This is a genomic window from Virgibacillus halodenitrificans JCM 12304 (assembly GCF_001310895.1).
GTDB classification, from domain to species: domain Bacteria; phylum Bacillota; class Bacilli; order Bacillales; family Amphibacillaceae; genus Virgibacillus_Q; species Virgibacillus_Q halodenitrificans.
The window spans coordinates 56,488-77,729 of record NZ_BAZS01000020.1; the positions used below are offsets into that span (position 1 = coordinate 56,488).

The window sequence follows — 21,242 nt, forward strand, 5'->3', positions numbered from 1 at the left end:
AATAATTTTCAAAAAAACAAGGGGGTTTTGTAATGAGGAAAAAATGTTGGTCTTTAGTAATGTCATTATTAATCTTGGTAGGACTAGTGTTAACTGGGTGTGGAGATTCAGAAGAAAAGAACACTGCAAAAGGTGATTCGTCTTCTGAGGTTAATCTAAAAATGGCCGTGTTCCCTGCTGATGAGGAGACTTTTAAAAAGGCATATGAAGAATTTCATAAAGAAAATCCTAATATAAACATTGAATTTGAATCGTTTCCTCAAAAGCAATATTATGAGAAAATTCGCATCCAACTTTCCAGTGGAATAGGTTATGACTTATTTGCAGGACAAATTGACACGATGGTAGATACAGGTATTTTAGCTCCTCTAGATGAACATATAAAAGAAAGTGATATGGATGTTTCCGGCTTTGGAAACATGTATGATGCAATGAAAGTAGAAGATGAGGTATTGGGTCTTCCTTATCGAAAATCTAATTGGATGATGTATTATAACAAAGATTTGTTTGATGAGAAAGGTGTCGAATATCCAAGTGATGATATGACATGGGCTGAATTCCGTGAGTTATCTGAGAAAATGACTAGCGGAAAGGCTGGTAATAAAACTTATGGTGCTTATATCCAACAATGGCCACAAACATGGTATATGTCAGCGGTTCAAGACGGAGCTTCCATTATCGATAAAGATCTGTCACCATTCAAAGACGCATTGCAAAATAGAGTAGATCTTGAAAAAGATGGTTCAATTATGTCGTGGTCAGAACAAATTACTACTGGAGCGCATTATAACGCAGCTTTTCAAAAGGGAAATGTGGCGATGAATATTATTGGAGATTGGCATGTAGCACAGCTTCGTCAAGCAGAAGCAGATGGAGATATTTCATTTGATTGGGATGTAGTACCAATTCCTCACCCGGAAGGTGTACAAAAAAATACCACACTTGCACTTCCTGTTGGGTTAATGATGAATAAGAATACTAAGCACGAAGAAGCAGCCTTTAAAGCTTTAAAATTCTTTACGGGTAAAGAAGGAGCTAAAACTTTTGCATCTGAAGGTTATATTACCGGTTATGTAGATGATGAAATTAAAGAAGCATATCTCGGTGATGGATCACAGAAGCCTGAGAATTTACATTATTTCTTAGAAACAAAGGAATATCCAGAGTACCCAATGCTTCCTGGAGTAAAAAACATTGTTGTTCAACAAATTTACAAGCAAGAAGGGGAACTAGCATTACTCGGTGAACAAACAGTTGAGGAAACAATTAAGAAAATTGAAGAAAGAGTGCAAAGCGAGTGGGCTAGTAAATATGAAGAATAACTAGTAAAAGTTTTAAACTGAAATTGAATTAAAGTGAAAAGTTAGAGAATTTAACAGACTCAAAGGTTTGCAGACTATAGTCTTAAAGAGATTAGGCATCAGTACAATGACTTGGTGCCTAATCTTATTAGGACCAATTATTAATTATAGAATGTCTTAAATAATTTTATTAAGGAGGAAACTATGGGAGCCCCAAAGAAGAAAAAATCAAACTTTACTCGAAAGAATCGCCTTGTCGCATACGCTTTTCTTTTGCCAAATATCATAGGATTTCTCGTATTCATATTTATTCCGGTAATTGCGTCTTTCTTAATGAGCTTCACTTCTTGGAATGGTTTTGGACAAATTGAGTTTATCGGCTTTGAAAATTACGTTAATTTAATTCATGATCCGAATTTTAGGATATCTTTTATAAACAGTATTTTGTTTCTATTAATTTCCGTTCCTATTACACTTTTTCTATCAATGGTTGCAGCAGTGGCATTAAATAAGGGAATTCGTTTTGTAAAGGTTTTTCGAACAGCGGTTTTCTTACCTTATGTTACCGCAACAGTAGCAGTAGCAGCAGTCTGGCAACTCGTTTTTAATCCAACAATGGGACCGATTAACGGTTTTCTATCAAGTATAGGAATTGATAACCCTCCTGGTTGGTTAACATCACCTGAATGGGCTTTATTCTCTGTATCGATAGTCTACATATGGCATTCTGTAGGTTACTACATGGTACTATATCTTGCTGGATTGCAGAGTATTCCTAAAAACCTATATGAAGCAGCAGATATAGATGGTGCAGGGCCTATCTCTAAATTTTTTAATGTGACGATACCGATGATGTCTCCAATAATATTTTTCACCACTATCATTGGAGTTATAAATTCATTTAAAGTCTTTGATTTTATTTTCGTACTAACTGATGGCGGGCCAGGTCGGTCAACTCATGTGTTAGTCTATGACATTTATAATACAGCTTTTAAGCAATTTGAATACGGTTATGCATCTGCAATGGCGTATGTACTATTTCTACTAATTTTAATTTTTACTTTCCTTCAATATCAAGGTCAAAAAAAGTGGAATAATTAAAAAGGTTATGTACTAACAACTACGATAATGTTTTAGGGGATGATAAATTGTGATAACCACCGGTGAAGGGAGAATGCAGGAACGTAATCATTCTTCTATGAAAATAGTTAGAAAGATTATAAGGTATGTCGTTATTATTTTGATTTCTTTAGTAATGATCTTACCATTTTTATGGATGATATCCTCATCATTAAAAGCTGAATCAGAAATCTTCGGTTTTCCAATTAAGTGGATACCTGAAATGTTTCATTGGAGTAATTATAAAGAAGTATGGACTAAAATCCCATTTCATTTATATTACTTAAATACATTAAAGATTGCTGTGTCTGCAACGGTTTTACTTGTTATTACGAGTTCTTTAGCGGGATATGTTTTTGCGAAAGTTAAATTCCCAGAGAGAGATAAATTATTTTTCCTTTATATTGCAACAATGATGATTCCTTATCAGGTTATGATGATTCCTCAATTTATGATTATGAAGCAGATTGGTTTAGTTGATTCCCATTGGTCACTTATTTTACTAGGGGCTTTTAACCCGTTTGGTGTATTTTTATTTAGACAGTTTTTTCTTTCAATTCCAGATGAGTTATTAGAAGCAGCCAGAATTGATGGGTTAACTGAATTTGGAATTTATCGCAAAATAATTTTACCTTTGTCAAAGCCAGCTATTGCTACACTTGTCATATTTTCATTTATGCACGCATGGAATGACTTTTTAGGACCATTAATTTATTTAACTTCTGATAATTTGTATACAATCCAACTCGGGATGCAGTTTTTTATCACCGAATATAATACAGAATATGCATTATTAATGGCTGCGGCTGTATCTGCAGTTGTTCCTACAATTATTGTATATTTCTTGGCACAGGACCAATTTGTTGAAGGTGTTGCTAATACTGGAGTGAAGGGCTAGGTATACTGATTTTAAAAATTAAAAGGGAGGAATTATGTGAGTAGAGCAGGTGCCTTTATAGTTGCTGTGTTAGTTTTTTACTTAGTTATATTCAACGGAAATGACCAGGCGAACGCTAAGGAGGGTACAGGTGTTGAGAATTCTGGGTTTGAGCTAACTGCACAAAAGGAAGCAAATTGGGATGATACTCGAGCAATTGGATGGAATGTATGGAAGCCAACTGGTAACCCAACTGTTTATGTAACAAATGAAGATTTCCACAGTGGAAGCTATGCACTAAAAATTGCTGCAACGAAAGAAGGCAGGGCAGCTGTTTCACAAGATGTCCAAGTAGAAGGAGGTCAAACCTATAAATTTAGCGCGTGGATAAAGACTGAAAATGTCACAAGTGAACAAGGTGCTAGATTAAGAGCAGCATACTATACTGGGAACACTCAGTTAGATCTTATTTATTCTTCAAAGGTTACTGGTACAAATGACTGGACGTATATTGAGGAAATAATAACACCACCTAAAAATGTTGATCGAATAAGGGTACAAAACTTCTTAGAGCGTGGAACTGGTACCGCATTTTTTGATGATGTCACCTTGACCAAAATAACTCCGTTAGAAAGCATTGATATTAAAGAGGACAGTGTGACGGTAGAACAGCATGAAACTATAAATCTAGATTGGTCTACCAAGCCACAACATACGAACAATAGAAAAATAGATTGGATTTCTTCTGATAATAGTATCGCTAAGGTAAAAGACGGTGTCGTGACAGGGATAAATACCGGGGAAACCGCTGTTTTTGCTGTCTCTGAAAGTGGAAATATTAAGGATTATTGTATCGTAAAGGTAAAAAGGAATCCTAAATTAGAGCCCCAGCCTATTCAGGCACTTGAGTTAACACCCGAAAAGTTAGAAATAAATGAAGGCCAATACTCCCTTCTGGATGTCACGGTAAAACCTGAAAAAGGTAAAAATGAAAATCCATTATGGGAATCGAGCAATAAAGAAGTTGCGGTGGTTCAAGATGGGTTGGTAAAGGCAGTGGGCCCAGGAAGTACTACAATCTTAATTAAGTCAGTCGACGGAAGTGTAAAGGCAGAGAGCAAAGTATCTGTTTCAGCTTATCAAGAAGATGAATTTGATGAATTAAGGTATAAATGGAATGAAAGTTTATTAGGATTAAAAGCTTTTGATGAAGGTAACACGCATATGAGTGAGATCATAGCCAATAAGACGAAAACTGCAAAAGAACTATGGATAACAATGAATAAAAATAGCGATAGGGAATATTTATGGATGGATTTGTCAAGCAATACCGATCCTGGTGATATAACATATAGCTATAGAAATCTATATAAGATGGCAGAAATGTTTGTGACGGAGAGTTCCTCTCTGTATCATAATCCTGAGCTACTAAATGATATTATTGCCGGTTTAGATTGGATGTACCAGCATCGTTATAATGCGAATATTCCAGAAGCAGGGAATTGGTGGCATTGGGAAATCGGAGCTCCGCGAGCCTTAAATAACACCACTTCTATTTTATACAACTACCTTGATTCGGAAAAGATTCAAAATTACATGTCTGCAGTAGATCATTTTCAACCTGATCCAACTAAATCAGGAGCAACTACCCCAGATAAATACAGGGAATCGCTTGGGGCGAACAGAATTGATACAAGTAAAGTAGTAGTTGTCAGGGGAATAATTGTCAAAGATGCAGCTAAGATTGCAGCATCACGTGATGCTTTAAGCCAAGTTTTTAAATATGTAATTGAAGGCAATGGGTTTTACAGAGACGGTTCTTTTGTTCAGCATGAAGATATTGCCTACAACGGATCTTACGGAATTGTTTTAATAGAAGGTCTGACAGAACTTTTCCACTTGTTGAGCAACTCAACATGGGAGGTAACAGATCCTTACGTAGAACATGTGTACAGTTGGATCAGTGAAAGTTTCGAGCCATTTATGTATAAGGGATCTTTAATGGATATGGTACGCGGCCGCGCTATATCACGAAGTTTTTTACAGGAGCACCAGGCTGGTCATACTGTAATTCAAACGGTACTGCGTATGTCGCAGTTTGCTCCCGAACCTTATGCAACGGAATATAAAAAAATGGCTAAATATTGGATCCAAGAAGATAGTCATTTGAATTACCTTACTAATTTAACCGACTTTAATGATATTAAACTTGCGGAAAAGCTATTGAAAAATGATGCGATTAAACCACGAGGAGAACTTCTTCTCCACAAGACATTTGCCAATATGGATCGGGTTGTTACGCGTAAACCTGGCTATGCCTTTGGAATCAGTATGTACTCTGATCGTATTCAAAATTACGAAGATATGAATAATGAAAACAGAAAAGGTTGGTATACCGGTGAAGGAATGACCTATCTCTATAATAATGATCTTGATCAATTTAGTGATGGTTTCTGGCCAACAGTTGATCCTTACCGATTGCCGGGAACAACAGTTGATACAATGGCACGGGCTGATGGGAGCGGAGAACATCGTTCAGACAATTCATGGGTCGGCGGTTCCACATTGGCTAACATGTACGGAACAGCGGGCATGAACTATAGCGCTTGGAATAGCTCGTTAACTGCTAAGAAATCCTGGTTTATGTTTGATGATGAAATTGTAGCGCTTGGTGCTGGAATATCAAGTAAGGAAGATCGGACTATTGAAACCATTGTAGAAAACAGAAAAATCGGTGAGGGTGGTATCAATCAATTATCAATTGATGGGGAAAAACAAGCTAATCTATTTTCCCAAACTGCAAAGAAAAATGTAAACTGGGCATTTTTAGAAGGAACTAATGCCGGGTCAGACATAGGCTACTATTTCCCTGCCGGGGGTACACTTCAAGTGAAAAAAGAGGAGCGGGAAGGTTCGTGGAGTGATATAAACTACAAAGAACCTGAAGCAACTATAAATCGTGCTTATGCTACTATGTGGTTTGACCATGGCGTGAAGCAACAAATAAAACTTATTCTTATGTATTACTTCCAAAAAGATCGGAGAATGGGGTAGCTGCATATGCAAATGACCCGGAAATAGAGATTTTAAGAAATGATGAGGCTGTTCAGGCTGTTCGGGAAACCTCAGAACAACTAATAGGGGCAAACTTCTGGAAAAATGAAAAACAAACAGCAGGAGCGTTAACAGCTTATCAGAAAGCATCCGTGACCATGAAGCATTCCGGCCGTACGTTGGATGTTTCGCTTGCGGACCCGACAATGAAAAACAGTGGTGTAATTGAATTGGAGATTGCTGAAAAGGCATATGGAGTAATAGCAGCAGACGAACGGGTTAAAGTCGAACAAATTAAGCCGACTATCCGATTAAAGGTTGATGTGAATAATGCGAAAGGGGAATCCATCCACGTTAAATTCAACACGGACTCCAAACAATCAAATCAGACAGATCAATTTGCCGTGAACTCAACTATTGTAGAAAGTGAAATGGATCCAAATAGTACGATAACTGCAAATATAGATGTGGAAAGTAAAACGGGGAAAAAAGCAGTTCTAACCTTAGCCTTTTATGATTGGAAAGGAAATATAAAGGAATATGTGAATGAGGAAATTAAAATCCTCCCAAATAATTCAAATGAATACCAAATGTCATTGAAGCTGCCTGATTATGTGTCTGGCGGGACGGTTCGAGCGTTTGTCTGGAAAGGTAAACAAATAGAAGGTAAAAATTATAAATTATTGTCTAATGTGGATGTGAATCCTGACAAGTAATAATAGATTTACGAAAGGTGATTAATATGACACGGAAACCAAACATCGTCTATTTATTTGCAGATCAATGGAGAAGACAGGCAGTAGGCTATGCAAATGAAGATCCAGTCATTACACCTAATATGGATCAATTTGCCAAGGAGAGTGTTGTGTTTACACAAGCAGTCTCCTGCTCTCCCCTTTGTTCTCCACATCGTGCTTCTATGTTGACGGGCAAGTATCCAATGGGTACAGGAGTTTACACCAATTGCAAAGTTGGTGCAGATGTGATGCTGCAGCCAAATGAAATATGTATTAGTGATGTTTTAAAACAAGCGGGATATCGAACTGGTTATATTGGGAAGTGGCACCTGGATTTACCGGAGAAAAACATTTCGGATAACCCGACTTCAGGGGCAGAAGGCTGGGATGCTTTTACACCCCCGGGGCCGAAACGGCATGGTTTTGATTACTGGTATTCTTATGGAGCTTGGGATGACCATTTAGCTCCACATTATTGGGAAGATATCCCAGAAAAAATTCAGATTAAACAATGGTCTGTCAAACATGAAACAGATAAAGCGATCGAGTATATTAGAGAACAGAATGAAACTGATCCATTTGCTCTCTTTGTCTCATGGAACCCGCCACATAGTCCATTTGATGACGTGCCGGAAAAGTACAAACAAGTTTATGAGAATAATATAAAGGATGATTTCAGAAAAAATGTAAACAAAAATTCCTTTATGGTACACACCGGTGAAGAAGTAGAAGGTGGCCCAGATCAGTTAGCCGAAAAGAGAAAAAATTACTTTGCGGCGATCACGGGAATTGATGAAAATTTCGGACGGATATTACAAGTATTGCAAGAAGAAAATCTTGAAGAGAATACGATAGTGGTCTTAACTGCTGACCATGGTGAAATGATGGGATCACACGGTTTAATGGCAAAGCATGTATGGTATGAAGAATCGATAGGGGTCCCATTTTGTATACGATGGCCAGGTGAAATTAAACCTGGTAAAACAGATGCCTTATTAAATACGGTAGACATTATGCCGACTCTATTACAGCTGGCTGATCTCGACATCCCTGCAACGGTCGAAGGAAATGATTTATCACCTGTATTGGAGAGCTATACAGACGGACCGGATAAAACATTTCTCTGTGCTTATCCTGGGAGAAAAGAGGCTATTGAGAACTTTGAACAACACGGACTGAATAATCTAGCTTATGGGTGGCGTGCTGTACGTAGCGTGGATAATTTATACGTTATTCACCGCGGTTACGCACCAGGAGAAGAAACGGTTAGACTGCTGTATGACTTAAAAAAAGATCCTTACCAGCTTAACCCACAGAAAATAATTAATTCAGATGAAAATGAACTAATCAGGGAATTGGAGCAAAGTCTGTTTACATGGTTGAGCAAACAAGGTGACCCATTTATGCAAGAGTAAGAAGGGGGGATTTACTTGCAAAAACCTAATATTCTATTAATAACAAGTGACCAACAACATTGGGACACGATCGGTGCCTTTAATAAAGAAATCTCTACACCAAACCTTGATCGATTAACAAGAGAGGGAACAACATTTAAAAGAGCATATTGTCCGAACCCTACGTGCACTCCCACTCGGGCGTCTATCATTACAGGAATGTATCCAAGTCAGCATGGAGCATGGACCTTAGGAACGAAACTACCGGAAGATATACCGACTATCGGTGATGAACTGCAAAAGGAAGGTTATCAGACTGCGTTAATTGGTAAAGCACATTTTCAACCAATAAATTCAACAGACGACTACCCTTCTATTGAATCCATGCCGCTACTACATGACCAAAATTACTGGAAAGATTTCAATGGACCGTATTACGGATTCCAACATATCGAACTTCTTCGCAATCATGCTCATGAACATTTGGTTGGTCAACATTATGTGAATTGGTTGGAAGAAAAGGGATGCATGAACTGGAGAGATTACTTCGCAGAGCCAGCTGGTAAGATGACATATGATGACAAATATAATTGGAAGCTTCCTGAAGAATATCATTATAATAACTGGATAGCTGAACGGACGAATGATTTACTGGAAAAATATAAACAAGATGAAGATCCTTTTTTCTTGTGGGCTAGCTTTCCAGATCCTCATCCACCATATTTGGTCTCAGAACCGTGGGATCGTATGTATGATCCTGATGCGTTAAGCTATCCTTCAGGAACTGCAGGGGAGCACAACAAAAATCCTAAGCATTTTCAATTAACCCAGGAAGAAAAACCAAACTTTACTGCATATGAACAAACTGGTCATATGCTTCATGGACTTCATTCACATCAATTAGAAATGGAAGAAGTCAAAAAAAATAAGGCTGTTTATTATGGCATGGTTAGTTTTATGGATAAGTATATTGGAAAGATTTTGGACCGTTTAGATGAATTAGGATTATCAGAAAATACGATTATTGTTTTCACATCGGATCACGGTCATTTATTCGGGCAACATAATATGCATTATAAAGGACCTTTTCACTATGAAGATTTGCTGAAAGTTCCCTTTCTAGTTCGCTACCCTGGTGTGGTACCAGCTGGAGAGTCTACTGAAGCCATGCAGTCACTTGTTGATCTCGCACCAACCTTTCTTAGTTTAGCTTCCATAGAGAAACCAGGTAGAATGACAGGGGTAGATCAGACAGCTACCTGGTCGGGAAAAACAGAAAAGTCTAGGGATCATATTATATGTGAAAATCGGCATGAGCCAACAAGTGTGCACTTAAAAACATATGTAAATAAAAGGCATAAAATTACGTTGTATTATAAGCAGGAATACGGCGAGTTATTTGATCTTGCCAATGACCCACAAGAGTTTGAAAATCTATGGGATAATCCGGAATATAAAGAATTAAAGAGCCAATTGCTCTTAGAATATGCATGGGCTGAATTAAGTAAGGAGCCTATGTGGATGCCAAGAATTAGTCACGCATAGTATAGATATATATTTTAGAAAGCATAAAAAGGCTCCTGTAATTCTTAAAAAAAATTATGCGAAAGTATGTCTTCTTGAATTTTATTAATTAAAATTCAAGAAGATTTTTTGGTGAGATTCCTGTTATAACTACTTATGCCTTAACGATGATAAAAGCCAATGAAAATTGAAGCAACTGCCTCTATGATTGAGCGGGATTATATAAGTTTATAAATAATTATTCATCTTAAGAAATATATTCCTTGTGGAAATGTAGCTATGTATAAACTTACTGTGGTAGAGTTAATTAAGAATAATTTACCTACACATTTACACGATGAGCAATAAAAAATAATAAGGGGGAATTCACAACTGTCAATTTAAGTATGTCCTGGGAATTATTAAATCTCCGCATATAAGTAATGAAAAGTAAGGAGTGTATTGAATGGAAATTCAGAAAGTTTACAAAAAAGGAGATAAACCAATTAATGAAGATTGTATTGTAGTGAATGAAAGAGCAAAGGTCTTCGCTGCCATTGATGGTGCAACTGGACTTGCAGGAGTACCAGGTTACCTCGCCTCTCGCACTTTGCAGGAAGAACTGGAGAAGATGAAGGTAACAGATTGTCTCTACGAATACATGAAGCAAGCTAATAAAAGGCTTGGACTTAACATGGTAAATTATTATGAAGAAAAAATAGGTTTATTGGATAACAAAAGTATAGAAGAAATTCCGAGCAAATTGCGTAGCACCTCAGGTATTGCGGCTGTGAAAATTGAAGCTAACGGAAAGGGACTGAATTATGTACATGCAGGTGATTGCATGCTTTTCCTAAAATATAAAAATGGTGAAACACAAAAGTTCACTTATGATGGGGTAAGCTATTTTGAAAACGAGGCCATCGAAGCAATGATTGAACTCAGGGAAAAGAACCCATCTATTAGTCTTAAAGAAATAGGAAATCAAATTCGCCCTATTCTGCTTGCCAACAGAGATAAACTGAATACTCCCGACGGTTATGGAATATTTGATGGAAGCGGTCAGGCTTTAAACTATATTTCATATGGAAGAATTTCACTTCAGCAAGTTCAAAAGATTTTGCTTGTCAGTGACGGTCTATTATTACCTTCCAAAGGAAATGAAAGAGACGAGTGGCTGCAAACTGCTGAACTGGCATTTCGCCAAGGACTTAATTCCTTACTGGAAGAAGTCGAAAGTAGGGAAGAACAAGACGAAGAGTGCAGAGTGTATCCTCGAATAAAAACGAGGGATGATAAGACGGGGATTTTAATAGAGTTAAGTTAATATATCTAAGAAAACCTTTACATTATTAAAAAAATGTTTTATACTACATTTAAAGTGGTTATAACCACTTAGTGTTTTTACTAGGGAGGTGTGTAACAGGAATTGGATAAAAAAAGTAGAATCCCCCTTTATTTACAATTGATGGACGAGCTAATTAGGAAAATTAATAATAAAACTTATCAGGAGAATGAAAAGCTGCCTTCTGAACGGGAATTATGTGAAATTTATGATTTGAGCAGAATTACCGTAAGACAAGCGTTGCAGGAACTGGAAAGAGAAGGATATATATATAAACTCCATGGTAAAGGTACTTTCATTTCATCTAAAACATATAATCAGAAGTTGGTTCAGTTATACAGCTTTACAGAACAAATGAAAATGTTAGGAAAGAAACCTACAACCAAAGTAATCACTTTTCAACAAATTCCTGTTGATGACCGCTTGGCTGAAAAGATGGAACTGCAGCCTATGGATGAAGTGTTTCAAATTGTCCGGCTACGTTTAGCCGATGAAGAACCTTTAATGTATGAAACCTCCTATATTCCTAAGAAGCTTTTTCCAAAATTATCGAAAGAAACGTTAGAAAACAGACCAATGTATGATATTTTTCAAGAAGATTATCAAGTTGGTGTTACGAAAGCCAGAGAACATTTTTCAGCCACTACAGTTCGGCAAGAAGAAGCATCTTTTCTGGAAATGACAAAGGATCAGTCAGCAATGCTTATTAAACGCTATGCTTATCATCAAAAGAATTTGATTGAATATACAATTAGTATTGCGCGGGGCGATAAGTTTGATTATACAGTAGAATTAACTTAAAAACTCTATTAAACAATAACATATTAGTAGAGTTTTTTAATACACTAACTGGTTATGACAACATAACCTTTAATAATGAGAGGAAGTGTAATTAAATGTTTAATTTAACATCTGATGATATGAAGGATAGAGGTGCTACTCATACAGCCTCAGAAATTCACCATCAGCCAGAGGTTTGGAAGGAATGGGTAACTGAATTCTTTAAGAATAAAGAGAGATATAACGAGTTTTTAGAATCAATTTATCAAAGGCATGCTAAAGTACGCGTTATTTTAACAGGCGCTGGAACCTCCGCTTTTGTTGGAGATACGCTAGCACCGGAACTAAATAGATTGAATAAGGACCACATCCATTTTGAATCGGTACCTACTACAAATATTGTGTCAAATCCAACTGCATATTTACAGAGTGAAACGCCTACTATTATGGTCTCCTTTGCACGTTCAGGTAATAGTCCTGAAAGTGTTGCTACAGTTGAACTGGGGCAGAAGCTGATTAGTAACTTCTATCAGGTCGTAATTACTTGTAATAAAGAAGGCCAGCTAGCTCAGAATATCCGCAATGACAATAATAGTATTCTATTGCTTATGCCTGAAAAATCTAATGATAAATCATTGGCAATGACAAGTAGCTTTTCAACAATGATGTTGGCAGCATATCAACTATTTAATCCGCAACCATTTACGGGAGAAGAAACAACAAAAGTTATTTCAAATGCTGAGCAGCTTAGAGAAAGTGTCGCTGATCAAGTCGATGATATTTTAAACTTCGATTTTAATCGGATTATTTACTTAGGTTCTGGTTTATTAGGGCAGCTTGCTCATGAAGCATCTTTGAAAATGTTAGAGTTGACAGCTGGCAATGTAGTGGCATTATATGAATCTTCTTTAGGCTTCCGGCATGGACCTAAATCTATTGTGAATAACCAATCACTCGTTGTTGTTTTCTTATCTAGTAATGCATATACCCGCAAGTACGATATGGATATATTGAAAGAGCTTGCTAGCGCAAATAATGGGATGAAAGTAATTGCCGTGACTGAAAAAACAGATGATGAAGTGAAGAAACTGGCTGACTGGGTTATTAGCGTAAACTTTAATGGCGAAACTTTAGCGACAGATTTGGAGCTTGGATTCTTATACATTATGTTTGCACAAGTATTAGCAACTAAAAAATCAATGAAGCTCGGTATTACTCCTGATAATCCTAGCCCGGATGGTACGATAAATAGAGTAGTACAAGGTGTAACCATCTATGATTATGAAGGATAAACAATTAATCTATTTATATAAAAGAAGGTTTGATATCAATGGATTACATTATAAAAGCAAGTCGATTTTTACTTGAAAACGGTGAAAGAACAGATAGCTACTTAGCTATTAAAGATCATAAGTTTGCCGGATTTGTTGATGAGGTTCCAAATGGTGTGGAAATAAAAGACTGGGGCGACAGTATTGTGGCTCCGGGATTATTTGATACACATATACATGGGATTGCCGGGTTTGACATTATGGATGGCACGCAAGAAGCTGTTCGTAATATATCTGAAGAGATTGCAAAAATAGGTGTAACTCGGTTTCTACCTACGACGTTAACTTCCTCCAGAGCTGATTTAGAGAAAGCTATCATTGCTGTTAGACAGGCAGTTGTAGAAGGGTTGCCAGGTGCTGTTTCAGAAGGGATTTTTCTAGAAGGTCCTTATTTCACGGAAAAGCATAAAGGGGCACAGAATCAAAGTTACTTTACTGATCCCTCTCTTACAGAGTTTGAACACTGGCAAGAGTTAGCTGAAGGTTCAATTGTAAAGATAGCACTTGCTCCGGAAAGAGAAGGGGCTGAGCAATTTATTCAGACGGTTACGAACTCTGGGGTGTTGGCTAGCATTGCTCACACAGATGCGAGCTATACATGTTGTGTAGATGCTGTGGAAGCAGGTGCCCGAAATTTTGTACATCTATTTAATGGAATGTCGGGCTTACATCACCGAGAACCAGGAGTTGCAGGAGCAGCACTAACTCTTGCAGACACGTATGCTGAGATTATCTGTGATGGTTTCCATGTCCATCCCGAAGTAGCATCGGTGGCTTATCAATTAAAAGGGAATAAGCTGCAACTGATTACGGACTGCATGCGAGCCGGATTGATGCCTGATGGTAAGTACCATTTAGGTGAGTTTCCTGTAGTGATGCAAGATGGAGTTGCTCGTACAGAAACGGGATCACTTGCTGGAAGCACCTTACGTTTAATTGACGGAGTGCAAAACCTTTCACAATGGACTGGAAAGAATCTAAGTGAAATCTGGCATCTTGGTAGTCTTTCCCCTGCCAAAAGTCTTAATAAGGATAAACAATTAGGAAGTATTCAATCAGGAAAATATGCAGATTATGTTGTTTTGAGTCCTAGTATGGAAGTAATCATTACTGCAGTTAACGGAGAGATTGTGTACGAAAAATAATATAAAGAGTAAGGAGAAATAAAACCATGAAAAGTGAAGCTAAAATAGCTCGTTTAAAAAAACTAACGAATGAGAACGGATATTTCAGTGCATTGGCTATTGACCAAAGAGGAGCATTGAAACGGATGATGGGCGACGATACCACGAAAGAACAAATCGAAAGCTTTAAGTCACTTGTATCAGGTAATCTTACTAAGTATGCATCTGCGATTCTATTAGATCCGGAGTACGGCTGGCCGGCAGTGAATGAGAAGGATGCAAATTGCGGTTTGCTTGTTGCTTACGAAAAAACGGGTTATGACACTACCGAACCTGGGAGATTCCCAAGTCTTCTGCCTGAATGGTCTGTTAAGCGTTTAGTAGAAAAAGGTGCAGACGGTATTAAGGTACTAATCTATCATGATATCGACGATTCAAGTGATATTAATGAAAAGAAAGATGTATTTGTAGAACGGATTGGATCAGAATGTAAAGCAGAGGAAGTACCTTTTTTCCTTGAAATTATTACGTATGATGAAAACATTTCTGACGCTAAAGGTTTAGAATATGCAAAAGTAAAGCCTCGAAAAGTTATTGAGTCAATGAGGCATTTTTCTCAAGCGCGTTTTGGTGTAGATGTACTTAAAATGGAAGTTCCGGTAAATATGAACTTTGTAGAAGGATACGCTGAAGGGGAGGTAATCCATACACAAGAGGAAGCTGCTAACTACTTTAAGCAACAAAGTGAAGTAAGTGATATTCCTTATATCTTTCTAAGTGCTGGTGTAAGTGCAGAATTATTCCAGGAAACATTGAAATTTGCAAGAGAATCTTCAGCTTCCTTCCATGGCGTATTATGTGGAAGAGCAACTTGGAGCGGTGCAGCACATCGTTATAAAGAAGAAGGTACAAATGCTGCTGAACAGTGGTTGCAAAAAGATGGTAAAAACAATATTACTGAATTGAACGCAGTGCTCGATCATACGGCTTCCAGCTGTGGCTACTAATTTGATCGGACAATAAGGAGGAATGATTCTGCTTGATTTTAACAATAACTTTGAATCCTTCAGTAGATATTAGCTATCACCTTCCAGCCGAGTTCAAGCTGAATACGGTAAATCGTGTTAACGAGGTCTCCAAAACAGCTGGGGGAAAGGGATTAAATGTTACAAGGGTATTGAAGCAGCTTGGTGAAGATGTTGCTGCCACTGGTTTCCTTGGTGGCAATCTAGGTGAATTCATCCATGAAGAAATAAAAAAGATGAATGTCCATGATCTTTTCGTTCCTATTGCTGGTCAGACAAGAAACTGTATTGCTATTCTTCATGAAGAACAGCAAACAGAAATATTGGAAAGTGGACCGGAAATCTCTCCAGAAGAGGCCGTTTTATTCCTGGACAAGATGGAAGAATATATACATCAAGCTGACTATATTACTATATCAGGAAGTTTGCCGAAAGGATTAGAAGCCAGTTATTATAATAATGTATTAACCATTACTGGAAAAACGAAGACCCCAGTACTGCTAGATACAAAGGGGGAATTGTTGAATCGGGTGTTGGAAAATGATATTAAGCCTTTTCTAATAAAACCGAACCAGTCGGAATTAGCTGACTTAATCGGAAGAAAATTGACCACTGAGGTGGCTGTGGCTGAAGCTCTGCAGAGAGATGAACTCCGAGATATCCCATGGGTAGTGGTTACCATGGGTGCAGACGGAGCAGTTGTTAAACATATGAATAAACTTTACTATGTACAAATCCCGAAAGTAAAGGCGGTTAACCCAGTAGGATCAGGGGATTCTGTCATTGCGGGCTTTGCTTCCGGATTAGCAAGAAATCTTAAGGGTGAGGACCTGATAAAGTATGGGCTAACCATGGGGGTTTTGAATGCTATTCAAGAAAAAACAGGCCACATTGATTCAACAAAGATTGATGGGTGCATGAAGGAAATAAAAGTAGAAGAAATGAATATTTAATATAATATTAATAGAAAAAAGAGCAGATCAGGTGTTACTGAAATCTGCTCTTTTTTATTTTTAACTAAACATATTAATCGTTGTAATGATAATTGGCATTGCAAATACATCAATTAAGAATGCTCCAACAATTGGCACTACTAAAAATGCTTTGCGTGATGGTCCAAATTTACTTACAATTGCATCCATATTTGCAATGGCATTAGGTGTTGCACCAAGTCCATGACCGGTGAAGCCACCGACCATTACTGCAGCATCATAATTTTTACCTAATAAGCGGAATAAAACAAACACACCAAATAGAGCGATAAAAATTACTTGCACAAGCACAATGACGAGTAATGGCAAAGCAAGATTAGCAACTTCCCATAATTTGATGCTCATCAAAGCCATTGATAGGAAGATACCCAAAGTTATGTCCCCAATGATGCTAATACTCTTCATTTGAATTATTTCGCCATTAATTCTATCCAGTATATTTCTAACGATAACAGCAATAAACATGGCACTCACGTAGTTTGGTAAAGCAAAACCAGATAATTGTGTAAATAAATCTCCAACATAAGAGCCTACAGCCATACATAACGTAATAATAAAAATTTGCGTCATAAAGGTTCTTGATTCTAATTTCTTATTTTCCGAGTTCCCCAGGACAGGATTTTCCATTTCATGTTCCGTTTCGGATGGTTTAAGATCATATTTATTAATGAGATATTTTACGATAGGACCGCCGATTAACCCACCAGCTACCAAACCAACAGTCGCAGCTGCTAAACCAACCGATAACGCAGAATCTACGCCCATTTCTTCTATTGTTGTCCCAAAAGCAGTAGCAGCACCATGTCCACCTTCCATGGAAACAGCACCAACAACTACCCCGATTAATGGCTCAATATGGAGCAATTTTGCAAAAGAGATACCTATGATACTTTGAACAAGTGCTAAAAAACCACATGCCAGCCAGTAAATTACTAATAATTTACCACCTAATTTAATTAACCCAAAGCTTGCTCCTAATCCTACTGTAGTGAAGAAGGTAAGCATAAAGAGTCCTTGTAATGAAGTATCTAAGGTAACATCAACTAAATTTAATGTCTTTAGTAAGGTAGCAAGGATAGCAAATAGAAGCCCACCTACTACAGGGGCTGGAATACAAAAACGATCTAATAAGCCAATTTTAGAATTTAAATATTTTCCTATCATAAAAACAGCTACAGCTAAGAAGATGGTAGTTACTTGATTTAGTTCTAAGATCATATTTTCGCCTCTTTTCTTTTTCTAGGTGTATATAAAGTGTTTGATTCATTTGTAGTAATCCTCTTTGATGAGAGGCATTTACATGCAGAATGAAATACGTTGTGTTTTATTTATGGAAGTGGTTGATTACTTCTGCTACCAAATATGCTCCCAATTTTACGGTTCTTCCGTCCATATCTAAATCGGGATTCACTTCAGAAATGTCAAAGCTAAGAACATTATTTTTGGCTGCAATGTAGCGTAACAAGTGACGTACTACTTTAGGTTCTAATCCAAAAGGTGAAGGGGCACTTACACCTGGCGCGGCACTTGCAATGATAGAATCTGTGCATAATGTAACAATAATGTGGTCATATTTTTTGGTGAAGAGATCAATCTGTTGAAATGTATTCTTATAATTATCTGTAGTTACGTCTTCTTCAAGAATATATTCACAGTTGTAATCGTCTGCAGTTTTAAAAAGTTCTTTGGTGTTTCCGAATTCTTGAATACCAATGCACAAATAACCTGCATGTTTGTCTTGCTCCAAAATTTGTTTAAACATAGTACCAGAGGTAGGTTTTTCTTCGCTCCTCATATCAAAATGGGCATCAATATTTATAATCCCAATTGACGATCCATGTGATACGTGTTTTCGGGCACCTAAATAGTGACCATATAATGTTTCATGTCCTCCTCCAAAAATAATTGGTGTCCGTCCTTTTTGGTACAGCATTTGAATTGCGTTCCCGAGCTCCGCTTGCGCAGCTTCCAGTTGGTTTCCTTCACAAGCAATATTGCCGACATCTTCTATTTTTACCTCTTCGTGGAACTGAAGCGGGAGGGAAGCCATAGCTTTTCGAAGTGCATTAGGTGCTTTTCTGGCGCCAATACGCCCTTTATTCCTTCTAACACCTTCATCGCTTTCGAATCCAATAAATGTAAAACCGCTTTCAAAATCAATCGGTTCGTTCTGAGAACGTTTGAGGATAACCTGATGTAACCGAAAGGCATCTCTGTTTATATCATCATCTATTCTTCCAGACCAATAATGTTCCTCTGGTTCTGTATACATGAAAAGCACTTCCTTTCTGGAATTATCAAAAAACTTCTTATTTTTATTTTATAATAGTTTTGTATATAATTACTAATACTCATTTTTAATTGTTCTATAAATAAAAACTATAGGAAGGGAAATTATTCCATGTATTTACGGGAACTATATTATTTTGTAACGATTGTGGAAGAATCTACATTTACAGCAGCTGCAGTAAAGCTTCATGTAACTCAACCCACATTAAGTGCGACTATAAAGAAATTGGAAAGCCGCTTGGAGTTGCGCTTATTGGACAGAACTTCAAAAGAAATTACGTTAACAAAAGAAGGATCTATTTTATATAAAGAGGCCAAAAAGTTACTCATTCACTATGATCATGTATTTGAAGAAATGGATCGATTAAAAAAAGACGGACCATTAGAAATAGCCATCGGTTCAATTGAATCTGCTAAATTTTGGTTGCCGGAAGTTCTTGTTGGTTTTAAGGAGCTATATCCAGATATTTATTTGAAAATCTTTGATGTGTTGGGTCAATCAGACGTAGAAAAAGCTTTAAACAGTTTTGAGATTCACCTTGCGATTACAAACCAATATGTTGCACACCCTGAAATTGAAGTTGTACCTCTGTATGAAGAGGAATTGGTAGTACTTCTTCCAGGGAAGCACGAGCTAGTAAGTAAGGAATTTTTAACAGTAAGAGATTTACAGACAATCCCATTCATATTGTGTAAGGAAGGCTTCCAAACAAGGCAGGATGTAATAAATGCTTTCCGGAAAAAAGGAATTAAGCCTGCTGTGCAATTTGAAATAGAGAGATTTGAAACAGCATGCAGTTTAGTAGAAAAAGGGTTAGGAAGTACAGTAGTACCACAGAATTATATAAGTGAGGATTCACTTAGAAATATGAGTGTTAAACGATTAAAAGATCCAGTGCTTTCGAGGACTGTCTATTTAGCGACAAATAAGAACAGATACTTGCCGCCTATTGCTACACGCTTTATAGAGGATGTTCACAGCTACTTTAAAAAAGTTTAATAAGAAGGTATGAATAGACCTACAAACCATGGTCCTATTATATAGTAGCCAATTGCTTAATTTGGCGAATCCGCTTTCATCAATTAGGGCAAACAGATTGACAACCATATGAAAATAAGGTAAATTTAAAAAGTCGAATGTTTTTATAGATATTAAAAATAAAGTTCGGTTTTAGGAGTGTTATAAATGGAAAAAGTTTTTGATTATGAGGATATTCAATTAATTCCACGAAAATGTGTGGTAAATAGTAGGTCAGAGTGTGATACAACTGTTAAATTGGGTGGTTATACATTTAAGTTACCTGTTGTACCAGCAAATATGCAAACAATTATAGATGAAAATATAGCTATAAATTTAGCTGAAAATGGTTACTTTTATATCATGCATCGTTTTCAACCGGAAACGAGAGCAGCATTTATAAAGGACATGCAAGCTAAAGATCTGATTGCTTCAATTAGTGTAGGGGTTAAAGAAGAAGAGTATGCATTTATTACAGAACTGGCAGAACAGAAGCTTGTTCCAGAATTTATTACTATTGACATTGCCCATGGTCACTCAAATGCAGTAATCAATATGATTCAGCATATCAAAAAGCATTTGCCTGAGAGCTTTGTTATTGCAGGTAATGTGGGTACACCGGAAGCAGTATGGGAGCTTGAACATGCTGGCGCTGATGCTACAAAGGTTGGTATTGGTCCTGGTAAAGTATGTATTACAAAGATAAAGACTGGATTTGGTACAGGTGGATGGCAGCTCGCAGCAGTTAGATGGTGTGCAAAGGCAGCCACAAAACCGATTATTGCTGATGGCGGAATTCGTACACATGGTGATATTGCGAAATCTGTTCGGTTTGGTGCAACAATGGTTATGATTGGTTCTTTATTTGCTGGTCATGAAGAATCTCCTGGCCAAACGATTGAGAAAGACGGAAAAGTGTATAAAGAATATTTCGGTTCCGCATCGGAGCACCAAAAAGGTGAGAAGAAGAACGTTGAAGGTAAAAAGATGTATGTAGACCATAAAGGACCTTTAAAAGATACGTTAATTGAAATGGAACAAGATCTGCAATCCTCTATCTCTTATGCTGGAGGAACAGACTTAGAAGCAATTCGCAGAGTAGATTACGCAATTGTTAAAAACTCTATTTTTAATGGAGACAAAGTGTATTAATATGTATAAAAAAACAGGCTGGCACATGCACAGCCTGTTTTTTCTCGTTAGTAATGAAAAGTTTTAAATTAATTCGCAAAATATATAGAATGCGAAGTAACTTGGTTGTTTGTAAATGACCGTTTCGGAAAAAACACTTCGCTTTCCGTGGGCAACGCTTCAGCTTCCTCGGAAGAAAACCACTTCCTGTGGGATCTTCAG

Annotated in this window: 17 protein-coding genes; 15 read left to right on the top strand and 2 right to left on the bottom strand. The window is 37.2% G+C overall.

Annotation, left to right across the window (positions count from 1 at the left end; genetic code table 11):
* Positions 1 to 32: 32 nt before the first annotated feature.
* The 13 genes from JCM12304_RS11495 to JCM12304_RS11555 all read left to right on the top strand — a co-directional run bounded on the left by JCM12304_RS11495 (position 33) and on the right by JCM12304_RS11555 (position 16,543).
* On the top strand, positions 33 to 1,322 hold the full coding sequence (locus JCM12304_RS11495; protein ID WP_060680479.1) for an ABC transporter substrate-binding protein: 1,290 nt from the start codon (positions 33 to 35) through the stop codon (positions 1,320 to 1,322).
* A gap of 183 nt (positions 1,323 to 1,505) precedes the next feature.
* Entirely contained in the window at positions 1,506 to 2,402 is an 897-nt protein-coding gene (locus JCM12304_RS11500) for a carbohydrate ABC transporter permease (RefSeq protein WP_019376857.1), read from the top strand.
* A gap of 49 nt (positions 2,403 to 2,451) precedes the next feature.
* Positions 2,452 to 3,318, top strand: coding sequence for a carbohydrate ABC transporter permease (locus JCM12304_RS11505; RefSeq protein WP_019376858.1), 867 nt, complete (start codon positions 2,452 to 2,454; stop codon positions 3,316 to 3,318).
* A gap of 36 nt (positions 3,319 to 3,354) precedes the next feature.
* Positions 3,355 to 6,351: a polysaccharide lyase family 8 super-sandwich domain-containing protein gene (locus JCM12304_RS11510; protein WP_060680481.1), complete on the top strand. Its 2,997-nt coding sequence runs from the start codon at positions 3,355 to 3,357 to the stop codon at positions 6,349 to 6,351.
* A gap of 29 nt (positions 6,352 to 6,380) precedes the next feature.
* Positions 6,381 to 7,067 (top strand): polysaccharide lyase beta-sandwich domain-containing protein, encoded by a 687-nt coding sequence (locus JCM12304_RS11515; RefSeq protein ID WP_256200820.1) that lies wholly within the window; start codon positions 6,381 to 6,383, stop codon positions 7,065 to 7,067.
* Positions 7,068 to 7,093: 26 nt separating this feature from the next.
* Complete coding sequence (locus JCM12304_RS11520) at positions 7,094 to 8,503, top strand: sulfatase family protein (RefSeq protein WP_060680484.1); 1,410 nt, start codon at positions 7,094 to 7,096, stop codon at positions 8,501 to 8,503.
* 15 nt (positions 8,504 to 8,518) lie between these two features.
* Positions 8,519 to 10,027: a sulfatase family protein gene (locus JCM12304_RS11525; protein WP_060680486.1), complete on the top strand. Its 1,509-nt coding sequence runs from the start codon at positions 8,519 to 8,521 to the stop codon at positions 10,025 to 10,027.
* A 424-nt stretch (positions 10,028 to 10,451) separates the two neighbouring features.
* Positions 10,452 to 11,312, top strand: a complete 861-nt coding sequence (locus JCM12304_RS11530; RefSeq protein WP_060680488.1) for a hypothetical protein — start codon at positions 10,452 to 10,454, stop codon at positions 11,310 to 11,312.
* Positions 11,313 to 11,414: 102 nt separating this feature from the next.
* Complete coding sequence (locus JCM12304_RS11535; protein WP_019376863.1) at positions 11,415 to 12,131, top strand: GntR family transcriptional regulator; 717 nt, start codon at positions 11,415 to 11,417, stop codon at positions 12,129 to 12,131.
* A 95-nt stretch (positions 12,132 to 12,226) separates the two neighbouring features.
* Complete coding sequence (locus JCM12304_RS11540; RefSeq protein ID WP_060680489.1) at positions 12,227 to 13,402, top strand: SIS domain-containing protein; 1,176 nt, start codon at positions 12,227 to 12,229, stop codon at positions 13,400 to 13,402.
* A gap of 38 nt (positions 13,403 to 13,440) precedes the next feature.
* Positions 13,441 to 14,586, top strand: coding sequence for an N-acetylglucosamine-6-phosphate deacetylase (nagA, locus tag JCM12304_RS11545; RefSeq protein ID WP_060680491.1), 1,146 nt, complete (start codon positions 13,441 to 13,443; stop codon positions 14,584 to 14,586).
* A 26-nt stretch (positions 14,587 to 14,612) separates the two neighbouring features.
* Positions 14,613 to 15,572 carry a tagatose-bisphosphate aldolase gene (gene lacD, locus JCM12304_RS11550; protein ID WP_060680493.1) on the top strand — a complete coding sequence of 320 codons (960 nt, stop codon included), beginning with the start codon at positions 14,613 to 14,615 and terminating at the stop codon, positions 15,570 to 15,572.
* A gap of 32 nt (positions 15,573 to 15,604) precedes the next feature.
* Positions 15,605 to 16,543, top strand: coding sequence for a hexose kinase (locus JCM12304_RS11555; RefSeq protein ID WP_060680495.1), 939 nt, complete (start codon positions 15,605 to 15,607; stop codon positions 16,541 to 16,543).
* 60 nt (positions 16,544 to 16,603) lie between these two features.
* Here the strand turns inward: JCM12304_RS11555 and gltS are convergent, their stop codons facing one another.
* Together gltS and hutG are read right to left on the bottom strand one after the other, a co-directional pair.
* A complete protein-coding gene (gltS, locus tag JCM12304_RS11560) occupies positions 16,604 to 17,800 on the bottom strand; it encodes a sodium/glutamate symporter (protein WP_060680497.1) in 1,197 nt (398 codons plus the stop codon).
* Positions 17,801 to 17,906: 106 nt separating this feature from the next.
* On the bottom strand, positions 17,907 to 18,854 hold the full coding sequence (gene hutG, locus JCM12304_RS11565; RefSeq protein ID WP_060680499.1) for a formimidoylglutamase: 948 nt from the start codon (positions 18,852 to 18,854) through the stop codon (positions 17,907 to 17,909).
* A 129-nt stretch (positions 18,855 to 18,983) separates the two neighbouring features.
* Here hutG and JCM12304_RS11570 point away from each other — a divergent pair, with 129 nt between their 5' ends.
* Both JCM12304_RS11570 and guaC read left to right on the top strand, forming a co-directional pair.
* Positions 18,984 to 19,871 carry a LysR family transcriptional regulator gene (locus JCM12304_RS11570; protein ID WP_060680501.1) on the top strand — a complete coding sequence of 296 codons (888 nt, stop codon included), beginning with the start codon at positions 18,984 to 18,986 and terminating at the stop codon, positions 19,869 to 19,871.
* A gap of 186 nt (positions 19,872 to 20,057) precedes the next feature.
* Positions 20,058 to 21,041: a GMP reductase gene (gene guaC / locus JCM12304_RS11575; protein ID WP_019376875.1), complete on the top strand. Its 984-nt coding sequence runs from the start codon at positions 20,058 to 20,060 to the stop codon at positions 21,039 to 21,041.
* The last annotated feature ends 201 nt before the right edge of the window (positions 21,042 to 21,242 follow it).

Excerpts from the sequence above, each read along its gene's own strand:
- JCM12304_RS11495 (WP_060680479.1), top strand. The coding sequence starts at position 33 with ATGAGGAAAAAATGTTGGTCTTTAGTAATGTCATTATTAATCTTGGTA.
- JCM12304_RS11500 (WP_019376857.1), top strand. The coding sequence starts at position 1,506 with ATGGGAGCCCCAAAGAAGAAAAAATCAAACTTTACTCGAAAGAATCGC.
- JCM12304_RS11520 (WP_060680484.1), top strand. The coding sequence starts at position 7,094 with ATGACACGGAAACCAAACATCGTCTATTTATTTGCAGATCAATGGAGA.
- JCM12304_RS11530 (WP_060680488.1), top strand. The coding sequence starts at position 10,452 with ATGGAAATTCAGAAAGTTTACAAAAAAGGAGATAAACCAATTAATGAA.
- JCM12304_RS11540 (WP_060680489.1), top strand. The coding sequence starts at position 12,227 with ATGTTTAATTTAACATCTGATGATATGAAGGATAGAGGTGCTACTCAT.
- nagA (WP_060680491.1), top strand. The coding sequence starts at position 13,441 with ATGGATTACATTATAAAAGCAAGTCGATTTTTACTTGAAAACGGTGAA.
- lacD (WP_060680493.1), top strand. The coding sequence starts at position 14,613 with ATGAAAAGTGAAGCTAAAATAGCTCGTTTAAAAAAACTAACGAATGAG.
- gltS (WP_060680497.1), bottom strand. The coding sequence starts at position 17,800 with ATGATCTTAGAACTAAATCAAGTAACTACCATCTTCTTAGCTGTAGCT.
- hutG (WP_060680499.1), bottom strand. The coding sequence starts at position 18,854 with ATGTATACAGAACCAGAGGAACATTATTGGTCTGGAAGAATAGATGAT.
- JCM12304_RS11570 (WP_060680501.1), top strand. The coding sequence starts at position 18,984 with ATGTATTTACGGGAACTATATTATTTTGTAACGATTGTGGAAGAATCT.
- guaC (WP_019376875.1), top strand. The coding sequence starts at position 20,058 with ATGGAAAAAGTTTTTGATTATGAGGATATTCAATTAATTCCACGAAAA.